Source organism: Halomonas salsilacus, from assembly GCF_051216275.1.
Taxonomy (GTDB): Bacteria; Pseudomonadota; Gammaproteobacteria; order Pseudomonadales; family Halomonadaceae; genus Halomonas.
In genome coordinates, this window is the sequence record NZ_JBPKAQ010000015.1 from 1 (window position 1) to 15475 (window position 15475).

Annotated in this window: 14 protein-coding genes and 1 tRNA gene; 13 read left to right on the plus strand and 2 right to left on the minus strand. The window is 66.8% G+C overall.

Annotated elements, in window-relative coordinates; all coding sequences use genetic code 11:
* Nucleotides 1-246: 246 nt before the first annotated feature.
* The 8 genes from ACR80S_RS16565 to ACR80S_RS16600 all read left to right on the plus strand — a co-directional run bounded on the left by ACR80S_RS16565 (nt 247) and on the right by ACR80S_RS16600 (nt 7555).
* Nucleotides 247-1419: an ABC transporter substrate-binding protein gene (locus tag ACR80S_RS16565; RefSeq protein WP_435401987.1), complete on the plus strand. Its 1173-nt coding sequence runs from the start codon at nt 247-249 to the stop codon at nt 1417-1419.
* Nucleotides 1420-1485: 66 nt separating this feature from the next.
* A complete protein-coding gene (locus ACR80S_RS16570) occupies nt 1486-2346 on the plus strand; it encodes a branched-chain amino acid ABC transporter permease (RefSeq protein ID WP_086511520.1) in 861 nt (286 codons plus the stop codon).
* Nucleotides 2347-2358: 12 nt separating this feature from the next.
* Entirely contained in the window at nt 2359-3438 is a 1080-nt protein-coding gene (locus ACR80S_RS16575) for a branched-chain amino acid ABC transporter permease (RefSeq protein ID WP_435401988.1), read from the plus strand.
* A 3-nt stretch (nt 3439-3441) separates the two neighbouring features.
* Nucleotides 3442-4221 (plus strand): ABC transporter ATP-binding protein, encoded by a 780-nt coding sequence (locus ACR80S_RS16580; protein ID WP_435401989.1) that lies wholly within the window; start codon nt 3442-3444, stop codon nt 4219-4221.
* Nucleotides 4218-4949, plus strand: coding sequence for an ABC transporter ATP-binding protein (locus tag ACR80S_RS16585; RefSeq protein WP_435401990.1), 732 nt, complete (start codon nt 4218-4220; stop codon nt 4947-4949). Before ACR80S_RS16580 ends, ACR80S_RS16585 begins: the two co-directional genes overlap by 4 nt.
* Nucleotides 4950-4998: 49 nt before the next feature.
* On the plus strand, nt 4999-6210 hold the full coding sequence (locus ACR80S_RS16590; RefSeq protein ID WP_435401991.1) for a benzoate/H(+) symporter BenE family transporter: 1212 nt from the start codon (nt 4999-5001) through the stop codon (nt 6208-6210).
* Between the two features lie 70 nt (nt 6211-6280).
* The gene (locus tag ACR80S_RS16595) at nt 6281-7102 is read left to right on the plus strand and encodes a universal stress protein (RefSeq protein ID WP_435403846.1); all 822 of its coding nucleotides are present in this window, start codon (nt 6281-6283) and stop codon (nt 7100-7102) included.
* Nucleotides 7103-7174: 72 nt separating this feature from the next.
* Nucleotides 7175-7555 (plus strand): DUF6455 family protein, encoded by a 381-nt coding sequence (locus tag ACR80S_RS16600; protein ID WP_435403847.1) that lies wholly within the window; start codon nt 7175-7177, stop codon nt 7553-7555.
* Nucleotides 7556-7784: 229 nt separating this feature from the next.
* On the opposite strand, the gene ACR80S_RS16605 is transcribed toward ACR80S_RS16600, so the two are convergent.
* Nucleotides 7785-7861, minus strand: a tRNA-Met gene (locus tag ACR80S_RS16605).
* A gap of 188 nt (nt 7862-8049) precedes the next feature.
* On the opposite strand from ACR80S_RS16605, the gene phbB reads away from it, so the two are divergent.
* Nucleotides 8050-8796, plus strand: coding sequence for an acetoacetyl-CoA reductase (phbB, locus tag ACR80S_RS16610; RefSeq protein WP_435401994.1), 747 nt, complete (start codon nt 8050-8052; stop codon nt 8794-8796).
* A 112-nt stretch (nt 8797-8908) separates the two neighbouring features.
* On the opposite strand, the gene ACR80S_RS16615 is transcribed toward phbB, so the two are convergent.
* Nucleotides 8909-11689, minus strand: coding sequence for a DUF349 domain-containing protein (locus tag ACR80S_RS16615; RefSeq protein ID WP_435403848.1), 2781 nt, complete (start codon nt 11687-11689; stop codon nt 8909-8911).
* A 266-nt stretch (nt 11690-11955) separates the two neighbouring features.
* On the opposite strand from ACR80S_RS16615, the gene minC reads away from it, so the two are divergent.
* From minC to sbcB, 4 genes are all read left to right on the plus strand, one after another.
* Entirely contained in the window at nt 11956-12705 is a 750-nt protein-coding gene (gene minC, locus ACR80S_RS16620; protein WP_435401996.1) for a septum site-determining protein MinC, read from the plus strand.
* 59 nt (nt 12706-12764) lie between these two features.
* On the plus strand, nt 12765-13583 hold the full coding sequence (gene minD, locus ACR80S_RS16625) for a septum site-determining protein MinD (protein WP_290905895.1): 819 nt from the start codon (nt 12765-12767) through the stop codon (nt 13581-13583).
* Nucleotides 13580-13840 (plus strand): cell division topological specificity factor MinE, encoded by a 261-nt coding sequence (gene minE, locus ACR80S_RS16630; protein WP_290788379.1) that lies wholly within the window; start codon nt 13580-13582, stop codon nt 13838-13840. Before minD ends, minE begins: the two co-directional genes overlap by 4 nt.
* 77 nt (nt 13841-13917) lie before the next feature.
* Nucleotides 13918-15405 carry an exodeoxyribonuclease I gene (gene sbcB / locus ACR80S_RS16635; protein WP_435403849.1) on the plus strand — a complete coding sequence of 496 codons (1488 nt, stop codon included), beginning with the start codon at nt 13918-13920 and terminating at the stop codon, nt 15403-15405.
* Nucleotides 15406-15475: the final 70 nt, after the last annotated feature.

Below are 15475 nucleotides of genomic sequence, written 5' to 3' on the forward strand. Positions count from 1 at the left end.
ACCTTCTTCGGGACCTCCTTCTACACCCTTGACGTATCGGGCGAGGCGCCGCTGATCACCCGCAAGGTAGTGCAACTCAACAACGACTATATCCACCAGGTCATCGACGTCTACCACGTTTGATCGGGTCACGCCGCCGGGTCAGCGTGACCCGGTGGCAAGGGACGATTTCATGACGGCAGGGACGCCGACTCAATAACAAGCAAAGGCGACAAGCCTTCACCTCTGATTATCCGGAAAAACACAATGAAAATGACCTTCAAGAAGAGCGCCCTGACCACCCTGATCGCCGCCATCGTGGCCGCCGGCAGCGCCGCCCAGGCCAGCGAAGACCCCGTCAAGCTTGGCCTGATGCTGCCCTACACCGGCACCTACACTGCCCTGGGCGAGGCCATCACCAATGGCCTTGAACTGGCCATCGCCCAGCATGGTGACCAGCTGGGCGGCCGTGACGTCGAGTACGTGAAGCTCGACTCCGAGGCCAATCCCTCCAAGGCGCCGCAGAACATGAGCCGCCTGGTGCGAGGCGACAACGTCGACTTCGTGATCGGCCCGGTGCACTCGGGCGTGGCCATGGGCATGCTGCGCGTGGCCCAGCAGACCGGCGCCATCACCATCATCCCCAACGCCGGGCTGGGGGCAGCCACCAACGAGCTGTGCATGCCCAACGTCTTCCGCACCTCCTTCAGCATGTGGCAGGACAGCTATCCCATGGGCAAGGTGGCCTACGAGATGGGCCATCGCAAGGTGGTGACCATCACCTGGGACTACGCCGGCGGCAAGGAGGACCTGGCGGGGTTCGAGGAGGCCTTCACCGAGGCAGGTGGCGAGATCCTCCGCCAGATCCTGGTGCCCTTCCCCAACACCGAGTTCCAGAGCTACCTGGCCCAGATCGCCAGCGACAGGCCCGACGCGGTCTATACCTTCTTCGCCGGCGGCGGCGGTGTGAGTTTCGTGCGCGACTACGCGGCGGCGGGCCTGAAGGAGACCATTCCGCTGCTGGGTTCGGGCTTCCTGACCGACGGCAACCTGGCCGCCATCGGAGAAGCGGGCGAGGGGGTGATGACCACCCTGCACTACGCCGAGACCCTGGACACTCCTCAGAACCGTGCCTTCGTCGAGGCCTATCAGGAGGCCTACGGCCAGCTGCCAGACACCTATGCGGTGCAGGGCTACGACACCGGCATGATGCTGGTCCAGGCCCTGGAAGCCGTGGAAGGGGACACCTCCGACCGCGAGCGTCTGATCGAGGCGTTGGCCAATGTGCAACTGGACAGCCCGCGGGGACCGCTGAGCTTCTCCGCCTCCCACCATCCCATCCAGAACGTCTACCTGCGCGAGATTCGCGACGGCAAGCACGAGGTCGTCGGCATCGCCCACGAGAACCTCGAGGTGCCCGACGCCGCCTGCCGCATGTAACGGCTGCCACCTGGATACCGGGGCGGGCGCCGCTCGCCCCTCGGTCACGATTCTCGGAGGGGTCCCATGGATCTCGCATTCTTCGGCGTGCAGCTGCTCAACGGGCTGCAGTACGGCCTGTTGCTGTTCCTGATCGCCAGCGGTCTCACGCTCATCTTCGGCATCATGGGCATCATCAACCTGGCTCATGGCGCCATGTACATGATCGGCGCCTACCTGGTCTACGACCTGACCTTTCGGCTGGGCAACTTCTGGCTGGCCATCCTGGTGGCGATCCCCATTGCCATCGCCCTGGGCCTGATCATCGAGCGCCTGTTCCTCGACACGCTCTACAAACGCGACCACCTCTACCAGGTGCTGCTGACCTTCGGTCTGATCCTGGTGCTCAACGAGATGCAGCGCATCATCTGGGGCGGCGACGTGCACAGCGTGCCGATTCCGGAGCTGTTCAGCGGGCGCATCCAGCTCACCGACAACCTGCAGTACTCCCACTATCGGCTGTTCGTGATGGGCGTCTGTCTGGCCCTGGCCGGTGTCATCTACTGGGTCATCCGGCATACCCGGCTGGGCATCATCATCCGCGCCGGCGCGGTCAACCGCGACATGGTGGAGGGGCTGGGCATCAACGTGCGCACCCTGTTCACCCTGATCTTCAGCGTGGGGGTGGCACTGACCGCCTTCGCCGGGATGATCGCCGCGCCGCTCACCTCCATCGCCCCGGGCATGGGGGACAGCATCCTGATCACCTGCTTCGTGGTGGTCGTCATCGGGGGCATCGGTTCGATCAAGGGCGCCTTTTGGGGCGCGATCCTGATCGGCATGGCCGAGACCTTCGGGTCGGTGCTGATTCCCAGCCTGGCCAGCATGGTCATCTACCTGATCATGGCCGCCGTGCTGCTGGTCAAGCCACGCGGGCTGTTTGCCTGAGGGAGCCTTATCATGTTGCATCGCTATCCCAAGCGCGTCGTCATCATCATGCTTGTGCTGACCGCCTTCGTTGCCATCTTTCCGCTGTGGGGGCCCGTGGTGTTCGGCGCCCAGAGTGACTTCATGATGGAGAAGATGACCCTGATGCTGATCCTGGCACTGTTCGCCATGAGCCTGGATCTGCTGGTGGGCATCGTCGGCCTGGTCAGCCTCGGCCACGCCCTGTTCTTCGGCCTCGGCGCCTATACCCTGGCGCTGGCCAGCCCCGCCTTCAGCCCCGCCGCCATCTGGTGGATGATGCCGCTGGTGATGCTGGTCGCGGCCCTGGCCGCACTGATCGTCGGCTTCCTGGTGATCCGCACCAAGGGGATCTTCTTCATCATGACCACCTTGGCCTTCGGCCAGATGCTCTATTACTTCATCAATACCTCGCCACATACCGGGGGGACGGACGGGGTCTTCATCATGTTCCGGCCCAGCGTGGAGATCGGTGGGACCGTGCTGCTCGACCTCGACAACCCGCTGACCTTCTTCTACGTCTGCCTGGCCATGGTGGTGGTGGGTTACCTCTTCCTGCGCTGGCTGACCCGCTCCTTCTATGGCCAGGTGCTCGACGGCATCCATGACAACGAGCACCGCATGGAGGCGCTGGGCTACGCCACCAGCCACTACAAGCTGGTCGCCTTCGTGATCTCCGGGGTGATGGCCTCCATCGCCGGTATGCTGGCGGCCATGCAGTACGGCTTCGCCAACCCGGCTCAACTCGGCTGGCACACCTCCGGCGAGGTGCTGATGATGCTGATCCTGGGGGGCATGGGCACCATCTTCGGCCCGATCCTCGGCGCCTTCGCCTACGAGATCCTGCAGCACACCTTCGAGCACATGACGACCCACTGGCCGATCCTGATGGGCATCACCATCATCCTCGCCGTGCTGGTGCTGCCCCGCGGCATCGCCGGGCTGATCATCGCCCCGCCGAACCGCCAGACCCTGGCCAAGTCGACGCTGCTGTCGTGGCTGAAACGTGAACCGACCCCGACGCCATCCAAGTCAGCCAAGCCGGCGGCGTCTACCCCAGGCAAGGAGGGCTGAGCCATGAGTGCCACCCCACATCACGGCCCGCTGCTGGAGACCCGGGGGCTGACTCGGCGCTTCGGCGGCCTGGTCGCAGTCAACAACGTCGACTTCGAGCTGCGCCAGGGCGAGATCCACGCCATCCTCGGCCCCAACGGGGCGGGCAAGAGCACCCTGATCAACCTGCTCTCGGGCGAGTTTCCGCCCTCCGAAGGGGAGATCCTCTTCCAGGGGCAGCCGATCCAGGGCAGGAAGGCCCGTCAGATCGCAAGGATGGGTATCGGCCGCAGCCACCAGAAGACGAATATCTTCCCGCGGCTGACCTGTCTGCAGAACTGCCAGCTGGCGGCGCGCATTCACCTGGGCGGCGTCTTCGGCAGCTGGTGGTCGCGCGACCGGGCCCGGGAGGTCGACGAGCGCGCCATGGAGGTGCTGGAGACCTGCCAGCTGGTACATCACGCCCATACCCCGTCTTCGGCGATGAGCTACGGCGAGCAGCGCCAACTACAGATCGCCATGGTGTTGGCCACCGCGCCCAAGCTGATGCTGCTCGACGAGCCCATGGCCGGCATGGGCCACGAGGAGACCGCCCAGGTCACGGACCTGCTCAAGGGGCTGTCGGACCGCTATCCGCTGGTGCTGATCGAGCACGACATGGACTCGGTATTCCGCCTGGCCGATCGCATCACCGTGATGGTCGATGGCTGCGTGCTGGAGACCGGACCCACTGCCCAGATCCGCGCAAGTGAACGGGTACGGGATGTCTATCTCGGTCGTCACCATGAGGAGTCCGCCGCATGAGTGCTACATCATCCGCGACCCCGCTGATCGAAGCGCGGGGCATGCACACCTACTATGGCGAGAGCCACATCCTGCACGGGGTCGACCTGAGGCTGATGGCCGGCGAGACCCTGAGCCTGCTGGGCCGCAACGGCATGGGCAAGACCACCACGCTCAAGTCGATCCTCGGCTTTGTGCCGCCGCGGGAGGGTGAAGTCAGCATCAAGGGCAAGTCCGCGGCGAAGCGCCGCCCCTGGCAGCTGATCCGCCAGGGCATCGGCTATGTGCCGGAGGGGCGCGGCATCTTCCCCGGCATCAGCGTTCGCGAGCACCTGATCATGGCCGCCCGGCCCAACGAGCGGGGCGAATCGCCCTGGACCTTGGAGCGGGTGCTGGACACCTTTCCGCGGCTCGGCCAGCGCATCAACCACGACGGTTCCTTCCTCTCCGGGGGTGAGCAGCAGATGCTCTCCATCGGCCGGGCGCTGACCACCAACCCCGACATGGTCATCCTGGATGAAGCCACCGAGGGACTGGCGCCGCTGATCCGCGACGAGATCTGGAAGATCATTCGCGACATCAAGGCGTCCGGCATCGCCACCATCATCGTCGACAAGAACATCGACAACCTGCTGGAGGTGGCCGATCGCCACCTGCTGCTGGTCAAGGGCGAGGTGGTCTACAGCGGCGATTCCCAGGGACTCAGGGAGGATCCCACTATCCTTGATATTCATCTCGGCGTCGCCTGACGCCCAACACTGAACCCTGTTCTGCGATTCAAGACAGACGGAGCCAATGATGCAACTCCACAAGGACTGGTCGATTCCCGCCGTTACGGCGGGCTTCGTGGCGGTGCTGATCTCCTACGCGGGGCCCCTGGCGATCTTCTTCCAGGCGGCCCAGAGCGCGGAGATCTCGAGTGCCATGATGACCTCCTGGGTCTGGGCGATCTCCATGGGGGCCGCCGTGTCCGGCATCCTGCTCAGCCTTTGGCTGAAGGTGCCCGTGGTGACCGCCTGGTCGGCACCGGGCACCGCGCTGCTGGTCACCCTGTTCCCCGGGCTGTCGCTCAACGAGGCGGTGGGGGCCTACCTCATCGCCGCGGCGATCCTCTTCGTGGTGGGCATCACCGGCTCCTTCGACCGCATCGTCCAGGCGATCCCGCCGGGCATCGCCAGCGCCATGATGGCGGGAATCCTGTTCCAGTTCGGGGTGGGGGTCTTCGTCTCGCTGGAATCGGTGCCGGCGCTGGCCATCGGCATGCTTATCGCCTACCTGGCCTTCAAGCGGCTCACCCCGCGCTACAGCCTGATCCTGCTGCTGATCGTCGGCGTGGTGCTGGCGGTGGTGCTGGAGGGGGCGAACCTGAGCGGCGTCTCGATCCGGCTTGCCGAGCCGCAGTTCATCCGCCCCGAGTGGACCTGGAACGCCACCCTGAGCCTGGCGATCCCGCTGGTGCTGGTCAGCCTCACCGGGCAGTTCCTGCCGGGCATGGCGATCCTGCGCACCTCCGGCTACAGCACGCCGGCCAAGCCGATCGTCACGCTGACCAGCCTGACCTCCTTCGCGACCGCCTTCTTCGGCGGGATCACCACGGTGGTGGCGGCCATCACCGCGGCCATCTGCACCAGCAAGGAGGCCCACGAAGACCCGGACAAGCGCTACGTGGCCGGGGTGGCCAACGGGGTCTTCTACCTGATCGGTGGCACCTTCGCCGGCACCATCGTGCTGCTGTTCACCTCGCTGCCCGGCGAGTTCGTGGCGATCCTGGCAGGCCTGGCGCTGATCGGTGCCATCACCAGCAACGTCAGCGCCTTCGCCGCCCGGAAGGACCACCTGGAGGCATCGGTGATCACCTTCATCGCCACGGCTTCGGGGATCAGCTTCCTGGGCCTGGGCTCCGCCTTCTGGGGCGTGGTGGTGGGTGCCCTGGCCTACCAGCTGCTGCACCGCCCCTTCACGCTGTCGCGGCGCTCCGATGCCTCGGCGGCCTCCGAGAAACAACAATAGGCGCCCGGCGCCGAGTACACAGGCTCCGGGGTAATACGACAACGCACCCGGTCCCTTGAGGAGAACCATCATGCAGACAATCTATGTGGCCATGGACGAGACTGATCACTCGCTGCGGGGCCTGGCGATGGGCCAGAACCTGGCAGCCCAGCTCGATGCCGCCTTGGCCGTCGTGTCGGTGGTCACCGACCCGGCTCAGGCCGAAGGGCGAAGGGTCGCCCTGAGGGCCCGCCTCGACAAAGAGCAAACGCCTGCCCTCGACGCGATTGCGGTTGAGGTGCTGGTGGGCGATAGCGCCAAGGAGACGCTGGCGACGTTGGCCGGCCAGGAGGGCGTGGGGCTGTGCATGGGCGCCCATGGGCGTCGCCCGGTGCCGGAGATGCTGATCGGCAGCGTGACCGCCGGTGTGGTGCGGCGTGCCACTCGTCCGGTGCTGCTCTGCGGGCCCCGCTATGCGCCCGAGCGTCATGCCCGGGTAGACGTGGTCATGGTCTGCGTGGATGGCTCCTCGCTCTCCGAGGCGATGCTGCCTCACGCGGTGGCGCTGGCGGATCGCTTCGGGGCCAGGCTGCAGCTGCTGCAGGTGATCGACGCCAGTGCCATGGTGGCGGCCGCCGGGGAGGGCGGCCACAGCGATGTGATGGAGTCCGGCTATGTGCATGGCCTGGCGCGTCGCCTGGAGAGGGAGCACGACATCGAGGTGGACTGGGAGGTGCTGCATGGCAGCCCGGCCGATGCCATCGTCAGCTACCTGGCCGACAGTCGTGACGTCATGCTGGCCATGACCACCCATGGGCGCAGCGGCCTCTCCCAGGTAGTGGCCGGCAGCGTCAGCCACGAAGTGCTGCACGAGGCGTGCTGCCCGGTGGCGGTGCTTCGGCCAAAGGGCTGACGGGGGTCAATTCAAGCGCCGATGAAGTGGGCTAGGCTGGGTGAAATCGAATAAATAACGGAGGGTTTCCCCATGTTAGCGATCACCTCTGCCATGCGGCGCATGGCACACGCCTGGCGCAGTAGCCAACGGCGCCAGGCGTGGAACGCCCTGGAAGCGGATCAGCAGGAGACGCGGCTGAGTGACCTGGGACTGACGCGCCTCGACGAGTCGCTGTTCTGGAGCGGGAACCGCTCTCCGCTGGAGCAGCTGCCGCGCATGATGGCGGTGTATGGCGTCGACCATGCCGATACCATCCTGGCCGGTCCCGGCGTGCGCCGCGACTTGGAGCGCGTCTGCTCACTGTGTCCGGAGAAGGCCCGCTGCAAGCGCCTGCTGGAAGGCGAACCCGACGTGGAGGCCTGCGGCTTCTGCCCCAACGCCTGCACCCTGGAAGCACTGCGACGCCATTGAAGTGGTAGAGTGGAACCGCCACCGGGCCGCGACATGAAAAAGTCGAAACCATCAGGTTTCGGCTTTTCATTTGACGGGTCATCGGGCATGAAAAAACCGACCCCGGAGGAATCGGCTTCTTTCTATATTTGGTAGCGGGGACCGCCGACCTTGAAACAAGAGGGAACCGATGATGAAGCATCGAGCATAAAAAAAACCGACCCCGGAGGAATCGGCTTCTTTCTATATTTGGTAGCGGGGACCGGATTTGAACCGATGACCTTCGGGTTATGAGCCCGACGAGCTACCAGACTGCTCCACCCCGCATCAACGTGAAGCGCATTCTACAGGGATTACCCCTTTAGTCAAGGGGTGGGTTTCAAACGCTCGTCCCGGCACCGCTTCCTGGTCCATACTCATCGGAGTTGTCATCAAACGGGCAACGGTTAAGAGAATAATTGGTGTGCCGGCCGAGGTGGCCTGGCCACAGCGTCATGACAATCAGGGAGGTTACAATGGCCAACAACGCAATCGTTGCTTGGGTGACCGGTGGGACCGGCGGCATCGGCAGTGCTATCTGCCGTTCGCTGGCCGATGAGGGCTACCAGGTGGTCGCCGGCTATCACAATCCGGAGAAGGCCAAGTCTTGGCTCGAAGCCCAGAAGGCGGACGGTTACAGCAATATCGACATCTCCGGGATAGACCTGGTGGACTTCGATGCTTGCATCAACGGGGTCAAGGAGATCGAGGAGAAGCACGGCCCGATCGGCGTGCTGGTCAACTGCGCGGGCATCACTCGCGATGGCACCATGAAGAAGATGACCGCCGAGCAGTGGCGCGAGGTCATCGACACCAACCTCAACAGCGTCTTCAACACCTGCCGCAGCGTACTCGACACCATGCTGGAGAAGCAGTACGGCCGGATCATCAACATCTCCTCCATCAACGGCCGCAAGGGCCAGTTCGGCCAGGTGAACTACTCCGCCGCCAAGGCGGGCATGCACGGCCTGACCATGGCACTAGCCCAGGAGACCGCCACCAAGGGCATCACCGTGAACACCGTGTCGCCGGGCTATATCGCCACCGACATGATCATGAAGATCCCCGAGAAGGTGCGTGAGTCCATCCGCGAGACCATCCCGGTCAAGCGCTACGGCAAGCCGGAAGAGATCGGTCGACTGGTGGCCTATCTGGCCCACGAGGAGTCCGGCTTCATCACCGGCGCCAACATCGATATCAACGGCGGCCAGTTCATGGGCTGATCGCCCGGAATTACCGTAGCCCCTGCCGACCGGGCAGGGGCTACGCCCCCGAATGCAGGAGCGCGAGGTAACCCCTCGCGCTCCTGCGTTGTACTGGACCGGGTAGCACTCGTCAGGGCGGCGGCAAGCGTGTCAGGCGCTCCAGCATGCGGTCCAGCTCTCCCACCTCGCGGCTCCACAGGTCAGGCGCTACCGGTCCGGTGGCCAGCAGTTCGCGCAGTACGCCGTGGACCTCCTCGGCGCTTGAGAGCTCGCGGCCCAGGCTCTCATTGAGGCGCTCCACCTGAATGGCCAGTCGCAGCGGTTCATCGCGATGGCTGACGTTGCCCACGGCGAGCAGGGAGAGATGCACTCGCACCCTCGCCAATCGCTCCGCCATCTCCTCGTCGGCAGGGGGCGACTGGCGCGCCGCATTGCGGCGGGCATGGGCGCCGCGCATGTCGCCTGCCAGGCTCAGCCCCTCGGGCAGTGCCACTTCGCGGGACTCACCGCCGGCCAGGCGCTCGGCATCGGCCTCCAGATGGGCGAACAGCAGCGGCTGCACGGCCCGCCAGCGCTCGACCTCTTCCACCACGGCCAGGCGTTCGAGGCGTTCGCGGCGGGCGCGCACGATGCCCGACCAGCGACGCCGCATGCCCTCGGTGCGACGCCCGCCGGGAAGCGGCTCCTGCGCCGCGGCCTCGGCAATGGCGGCGGTGAGCTCGGCCTCGTCGGCGCTGCTGGCGGGCTGCCAGGCGTCCATGCGCTCGATCAGTGTCTGCATGGCCTCCTGGCGTTCCCGGGATTGGCGGACGCGGTCGTCGCGTTCGGCCTCCCGGGAGGCGAACACCTGATCGCATAGGGCACGGAACTCACGCCACAGTGCCTGTTCTTCCCCCCTCGGGGCTCGGCCCAGCTCGCGCCAGCGCTGCTGAAGCGCCTTCACCGTCTCGGCGCGCCGGGCAGCGGGCATCGTCTGGCCGAGCAGGGCACGCACCTGCTCGATGAGGCCGCGCTTGGTCTCGGCGACCGCCTGGGCGCGCTGGTCGATCAGCGCCTGGAGCGCATGGCGAATGCGGCCGAAGCGACGCCCGATGGCCTCGGCCTGGTCCCGGGGCACCGGGGCGGCGCGCCGCCACTGGTCCCGGGCACGGTCGCGGATCTCGCGCAGGGCATCCGGATCGGCCGACTCGGCGGGCTGCTCCAGCAGCGACTCGAGCTGTTCGCAGAGGGTCTCGCGGGTGGTGAGGTTGGCTTGCCGCTCCGCATCGAGGCGTTCCCGCCATGGGGCCAAGCGCTCGTGGATGCGGTCGGAGGCGGCCCGGAAGCGCGCCGATTGCTCGCGGTTTGCGGCGGCGTCGCCCAGGGACTTCCACTCCTTGACCAGCTGACGATGCCGGCGGTCCAGGCCGGTGTCGTGAAGGCTGGCATCCTCGGCCAGGGCCTCGATGGCCTGGGCTAGCTGGTCGCGCTTGGGGCCGGCCACGAAGCTGCGCCAGTCGCGCAGTTCGGCCAGCCGCGCCCCCAGCTGCCTGAGGCGCGCCATGTGGGGTTGGCGAGCGCCGGCGTCGAGCGTGTCGGCGGTCTGGCGGAGGCGCTGGTGAAGTCGGCTGGCGCCCTTGAAGGCGCCGCGCTCCAACAGGCTCTCCAGGTCGTCGAGATCGGCGATAAAGCGTGCCAGTCGCGCCGGGTGGTCTTCGGCCGGGGCGTCCCGCTGCGCCAGACGTTCCCGGGCTCGGCGCAGCAGCGGGGCAGGGGCCAGGTCCTCAGGCCAGGCAAGGGCGCCGAGGAGCGCCGCGAGGCGCTCGTCATCGCCGTCGTTCAGGGCGCGTTCGATCTCGTCAGCGCGCTCCTCCAGGCGGACCCAGGCCTGGCTGATGGACTCGAAGCCCTCGCGGACGGCGTCGTAGCGATGGCGCAGCGCCTGGTCGGCCAGGTGCTGGTCGGAGAGCGCCTGCCAGCGGTGAGCGAGCAGTTGCTTCTGGGCACGCAGGCTGGCGATGTCCTGAGTCATGACCACCTCGCTGCGACCCAGGGCCTCGACCCCCTCCTCCAGGGCCTCCACCAGCGCTTCTCTGGCCTGCTCGGCGTCCTCGCGGCGCGCCTCGGCGGCTTCGCTGGCTCGCTGCCGGGCCTCGTGATCGCCGATCACCTTGCGACAGCGCAGGCCGGCATCGTGGTAGCGCCGCTCCTGGCTGGCGTTGGGCAGATCCTGAAGGGATGCCCACTCGCGCATCAGGTGGCGAAAGCGCCCGGCGTAAAGCGGCTCCCAGGGGGCGGTGGCATGGCGCTCCAGGTCGGCGAGCAGCGATTCGCGGCGCTCACGGGCGGCGGCCAGTTGTGCGGCATCGGCCCGCAGGCGATTAAGGCGCTCACGGGCCTGGCGCATCACCTGGTGGTCGCGACGCGCCTGCTGGGCCAGGCGGGCCAATCCGGCCTCGCTTTCGACCCGCGCGGCGGCGGCGTGGCGCACGGCGGCGATGCTGTTGTCGCAGGCCTGGCGGATCAGGGCCTCCTCGCCTTCGAGCCTGGCCAGGGCCACCAGGCGCAGCTGCTGGTTGTCGCCCTGCAGGCAGAGCTCGGTCAGGAGATCGGCATCGCGGAGCCGTTCGATCAGGGCGATCCGTGCGCCCAGCTCCAGGCTACCGGTGCCCCCGGCGAGCAGGGCGATCAGGCGGTGGGTGAGCTCTTTCGAGGCGCCGCCCTCGTCGAACAGGTCGAGCAGCCGCTCGGGGTCGTCGAGGCGGGCCAGCGCCGTGGCCCGTACCGACGGGTCCTCGTCCCGGGCAAGACGCTCCAGGACCTGGCGGTGCTCGCCGTTTGCGAGGTCAAGTCGCGCAATGGCCTGGCGCCGCACCTGAGGGTCGGGGTGCCGCCAGCGCGGGGCGAACAGACGACGAAGGAGTCCTGACATGGGCGATCCTGATGAAGGGCGCATCACGCACCGGGACGCGCCGGTAAGTTATTGTCGGGTGGTGCCGGGCAGGGCCGGCAGGCGCAGCGCCGGTCTTGGGCATGGAGGGTATCTAAGCATGCGGTGCCGCTGGGGAAAAGCCCGTGCTGTGGCCGTCTGGAGACACTGACAGGGGGAGGCCCTAGGCGTATGATCAGTTGCAGGGGGCGCGGTACTCGCTTAGCTTGGGTGGCGTACCCCGACCAACATCCATGTGGAGTTCGGCAATGAGCCTCAAAATGGACAGGGACAGCATGGCCTTCACCTTCAAGGGCGGCATGCTGCCGATGACGGTCATGGAACTGGCCAGCGCCGACCCCGAGCAGATCCGTGACCAGCTCGCCGGCAAGCTCAGCCAGTCCCCGGCCTTCTTCCAGCACACGCCGGTAGTGCTCAGCGTCGAGAAGCTTGACGAGCCTCACCTGGCCCTGGAGCGCATCTGCGCGGTATGCCGTGCCCACAAGCTGTTGCCGGTGGCCGTGCGCGGTGGCGCCGAGCCGGTCAAGCAGTCGGCCTGGGCGCTGGGGCTCGGCTGGTTCCCGCCTCTAGAGGCGAACCGCCCCAGGGCGCTCGAGAGCGTGCCTTCAACGGACGTCGAGGAGAGCGTCGAGGAGGAGGTCGCCCTGGCGTCCCCGCCCGGCGTGGCCAGCGGCGGGAGAATCTTCCGGGGCACGGTGCGCTCCGGCCAGCAGATCACCGCCCCGGAGGGGGACCTGGTGGTCGTCGGCGCGGTCAATGCCGGCGCCGAGGTGCTGGCCGCGGGCAGCGTGCACGTGTACGGCGCCCTGCGCGGCCGCGCCCTGGCCGGCATCCACGGTGACCCCCTGGCCGGCATCTTCTGCCGTGAACTCCACGCCGAGCTGCTGTCGGTGGCCGGCAACTACAAGCGTCTCGAGGACATCGACCCGCGTCTGCTCGGCGCCATGGTGCAGGTGCGTCTCGAGGGAGACCAACTCGGTATCACGTCGCTGGCCTAGACCGGACGCGACCGAGGCGGTCATCTCTTTACCATTCAACGACAGACAGGAAGCGACTCTTGGCCAAGATCATCGTTGTGACCTCCGGGAAGGGAGGCGTCGGCAAGACAACCAGCGCGGCAGCCATCGCCACCGGCCTGGCGCTTCGCGGCAACAAGACCGTGGTCATCGATTTCGACGTGGGGCTACGCAACCTCGACCTGATCATGGGCTGCGAGCGCCGGGTGGTCTACGACCTGGTCAACGTCATCCAGGGCGAGGCCGGGCTGAGCCAGGCGCTGATCCGCGACAAGCGGGTCGACAACCTGCATATCCTCCCGGCCTCCCAGACCCGCGACAAGGACGCCCTGAGCCAGGAGGGGGTCGAGAAGGTGCTCGAGACACTGAGCAAGGACTTCGACTACATCCTCTGCGACTCCCCAGCGGGCATCGAGCGCGGCGCCCAGCTGGCCATGTACTTCGCCGACGAGGCCATCGTGGTCACCAACCCCGAGGTCTCCTCGGTGCGTGACTCCGACCGCATCCTCGGCCTGCTGGCCTCCAAGACCCGCCGCGCCGAGCGCGGTGAGGAGCCGATCAAGGAGCACCTGCTGGTCACTCGCTACAACCCGGAGCGGGTCGACCTGGGCGACATGCTCAACCTCGACGACATTCGCGAGATCCTGGCCATCGACCTGATCGGCCTGATCCCCGAGTCCGAGGCGGTGCTGCGCGCCTCCAACCAGGGGGTGCCCGTGACTCACGACGCCGCAAGCGATGCCGGCCAGGCCTACACCGACACGGTGGCGCGCCTGCTCGGCGAGGATGTGCCCCTGCGCTTCCACGAGTACCAGAAAAAGAGCCTGCTCAGCCGCATGTTTGGAGGAGTTCGCCGGTGAAACTGCTTGAATTCCTGAAGCGAGAGCGCAAGAAGTCCGCGTCGGTCGCCAAGGAGCGGCTGCAGATCATTGTGGCCCATCAGCGCACTCAGCGTGGCCAGCCCGACTACATGCCGATGTTGGAGAAAGAGCTGCTGGAGGTCATCCGTCGCTACGTCCAGGTGGACGACGACGCCATCAATATCAGCCTGGACAGCGAGGACAACTGCTCGGTGCTGGAGCTCAACGTCACCCTGCCCAAGGGGTCGCCCGGCTGAGACGGCCCGGCTGAGACCGACGCGGGGCTGTGCTAGGCTGTGGCCTCCATCCAGTCTGATCGTCGGAGAGTCCGCCCATGGCGCCGCCCGCTGCCCCGCTGACCTTTCTGTGGCACGACTACGAGACCTTCGGCGCCGACCCGCGCCGTGACCGCCCGGCTCAGTTCGCGGCGATCCGCACCGACGCCGACTTCAACGAGGTCGGTGAGCCGGTGGAGTGGTTCTGCAAGCCCGCCGACGACTATTTGCCCCATCCCCAGGCGTGCCTGATCACCGGGATCACGCCCCAGCAGGCGTGCCGCCGTGGCCTGCCCGAAGCGGAGTTCGCCGGTCAGGTCGAGGCGCTGATGAGTGCGCCCGGCACCTGCGTGCTGGGCTACAACAGCCTGCGCTTCGACGACGAGGTGACCCGTCACCTCTTCTATCGCAACCTGATCGATCCCTATGCCCGGGAGTGGCAGAACGGCAATTCCCGCTGGGACCTGATCGACGTGGTGCGCGCCTTTCACGCCCTGCGCCCGTCAGGCATCGAGTGGCCGCGCCGTGAGGACGGCGCGCCCAGCTTTCGCCTCGAGGACCTGACCGCCGCCAACGGCATCGCCCACGTGGGAGCCCACGACGCCCTGGTCGATGTGCGTGCCACCATCGCCCTGGCGCAGCGACTGCGTGAGGCGAACCCGCGGCTCTTCGACTATCTGCTGGGGCTGCGTGGCAAGCGTTCGGTGGCACGGCTGCTCGACGTGCCGGGGCGCAAGCCGGTGCTGCATATCTCGCGCCGCTATCCGGCCAGCCGTGGCTGCGCCGCCCTGGTGGTGCCGCTTGCCGAGCATCCCACCAACCCCAACGGGGTCATCGTCTATGACCTCTCGATGGACCCGACCTCGCTCTTCGACCTCTCCGCCGAGCAGATCCGCCAGCGGGTCTTCGTCAGCAATGACGACCTGGCCGAGGGCGAGGAGCGCATTCCCCTCAAGGTGATCCACATCAACAAGTGCCCGGTGCTCTTCCCGCCCAGCGCGCTCAAGGACGTGGAGGGGCCGCGCCAGGGCGAATACGGGGAGATCGTCGCCCGCCTGGGGCTGGATGTGGTCGCCTGTCGCGAGCACTGGAAGCGGCTTGCCGCCCACCCCGAGGTGGCGCCCCGGGTGAGCGAGGTGTTCGCCGCTCCGCCGTCTGCGGGCCCCGAGGACCCCGATCTGATGCTCTACGCCGGGGGCTTCTTCTCGCCGGCGGATCGCCAGCAGATGCAGCGCGTGCGTGACAGTGACCCCTGGGACCTGGTGGGGGCGTGCTTCGCCTTCCAGGACCCACGCCTGGAGGAGATGCTGTTCCGCTTCCGAGCGCGCAGCTACCCCGAGACCCTGGAGGGCGAGGAACTGGCCCAGTGGGAGGCCTATCGCTGGGCGCGCATGAACGACTCGGCGGTGGCCGGCCTCACCCTCAAGGGCTTCGCCCGTGAGATCGAGCGGCTCAATCAGGTGGCGCTGAGCGATCGCGACCGCCAGGTCCTCGAGGAGCTGGTGATGCATGTTGAGGCGATGATGCCGCCCCAGGCCTTCGACTGATCCGTTGTCGACCCTTGTTGACGCTCGCAACGACAGCGCCCGGCCATATTGGCCGGGCGCTGCGTTCACT

Excerpts from the sequence above, each read along its gene's own strand:
- ACR80S_RS16580 (WP_435401989.1), top strand. The coding sequence starts at position 3,442 with ATGAGTGCCACCCCACATCACGGCCCGCTGCTGGAGACCCGGGGGCTG.
- phbB (WP_435401994.1), top strand. The coding sequence starts at position 8,050 with ATGGCCAACAACGCAATCGTTGCTTGGGTGACCGGTGGGACCGGCGGC.
- minC (WP_435401996.1), top strand. The coding sequence starts at position 11,956 with ATGAGCCTCAAAATGGACAGGGACAGCATGGCCTTCACCTTCAAGGGC.
- ACR80S_RS16565 (WP_435401987.1), top strand. The coding sequence starts at position 247 with ATGAAAATGACCTTCAAGAAGAGCGCCCTGACCACCCTGATCGCCGCC.
- ACR80S_RS16615 (WP_435403848.1), bottom strand. The coding sequence starts at position 11,689 with ATGTCAGGACTCCTTCGTCGTCTGTTCGCCCCGCGCTGGCGGCACCCC.
- ACR80S_RS16595 (WP_435403846.1), top strand. The coding sequence starts at position 6,281 with ATGCAGACAATCTATGTGGCCATGGACGAGACTGATCACTCGCTGCGG.
- sbcB (WP_435403849.1), top strand. The coding sequence starts at position 13,918 with ATGGCGCCGCCCGCTGCCCCGCTGACCTTTCTGTGGCACGACTACGAG.
- ACR80S_RS16575 (WP_435401988.1), top strand. The coding sequence starts at position 2,359 with ATGTTGCATCGCTATCCCAAGCGCGTCGTCATCATCATGCTTGTGCTG.
- ACR80S_RS16600 (WP_435403847.1), top strand. The coding sequence starts at position 7,175 with ATGTTAGCGATCACCTCTGCCATGCGGCGCATGGCACACGCCTGGCGC.
- ACR80S_RS16590 (WP_435401991.1), top strand. The coding sequence starts at position 4,999 with ATGCAACTCCACAAGGACTGGTCGATTCCCGCCGTTACGGCGGGCTTC.
- ACR80S_RS16585 (WP_435401990.1), top strand. The coding sequence starts at position 4,218 with ATGAGTGCTACATCATCCGCGACCCCGCTGATCGAAGCGCGGGGCATG.
- ACR80S_RS16570 (WP_086511520.1), top strand. The coding sequence starts at position 1,486 with ATGGATCTCGCATTCTTCGGCGTGCAGCTGCTCAACGGGCTGCAGTAC.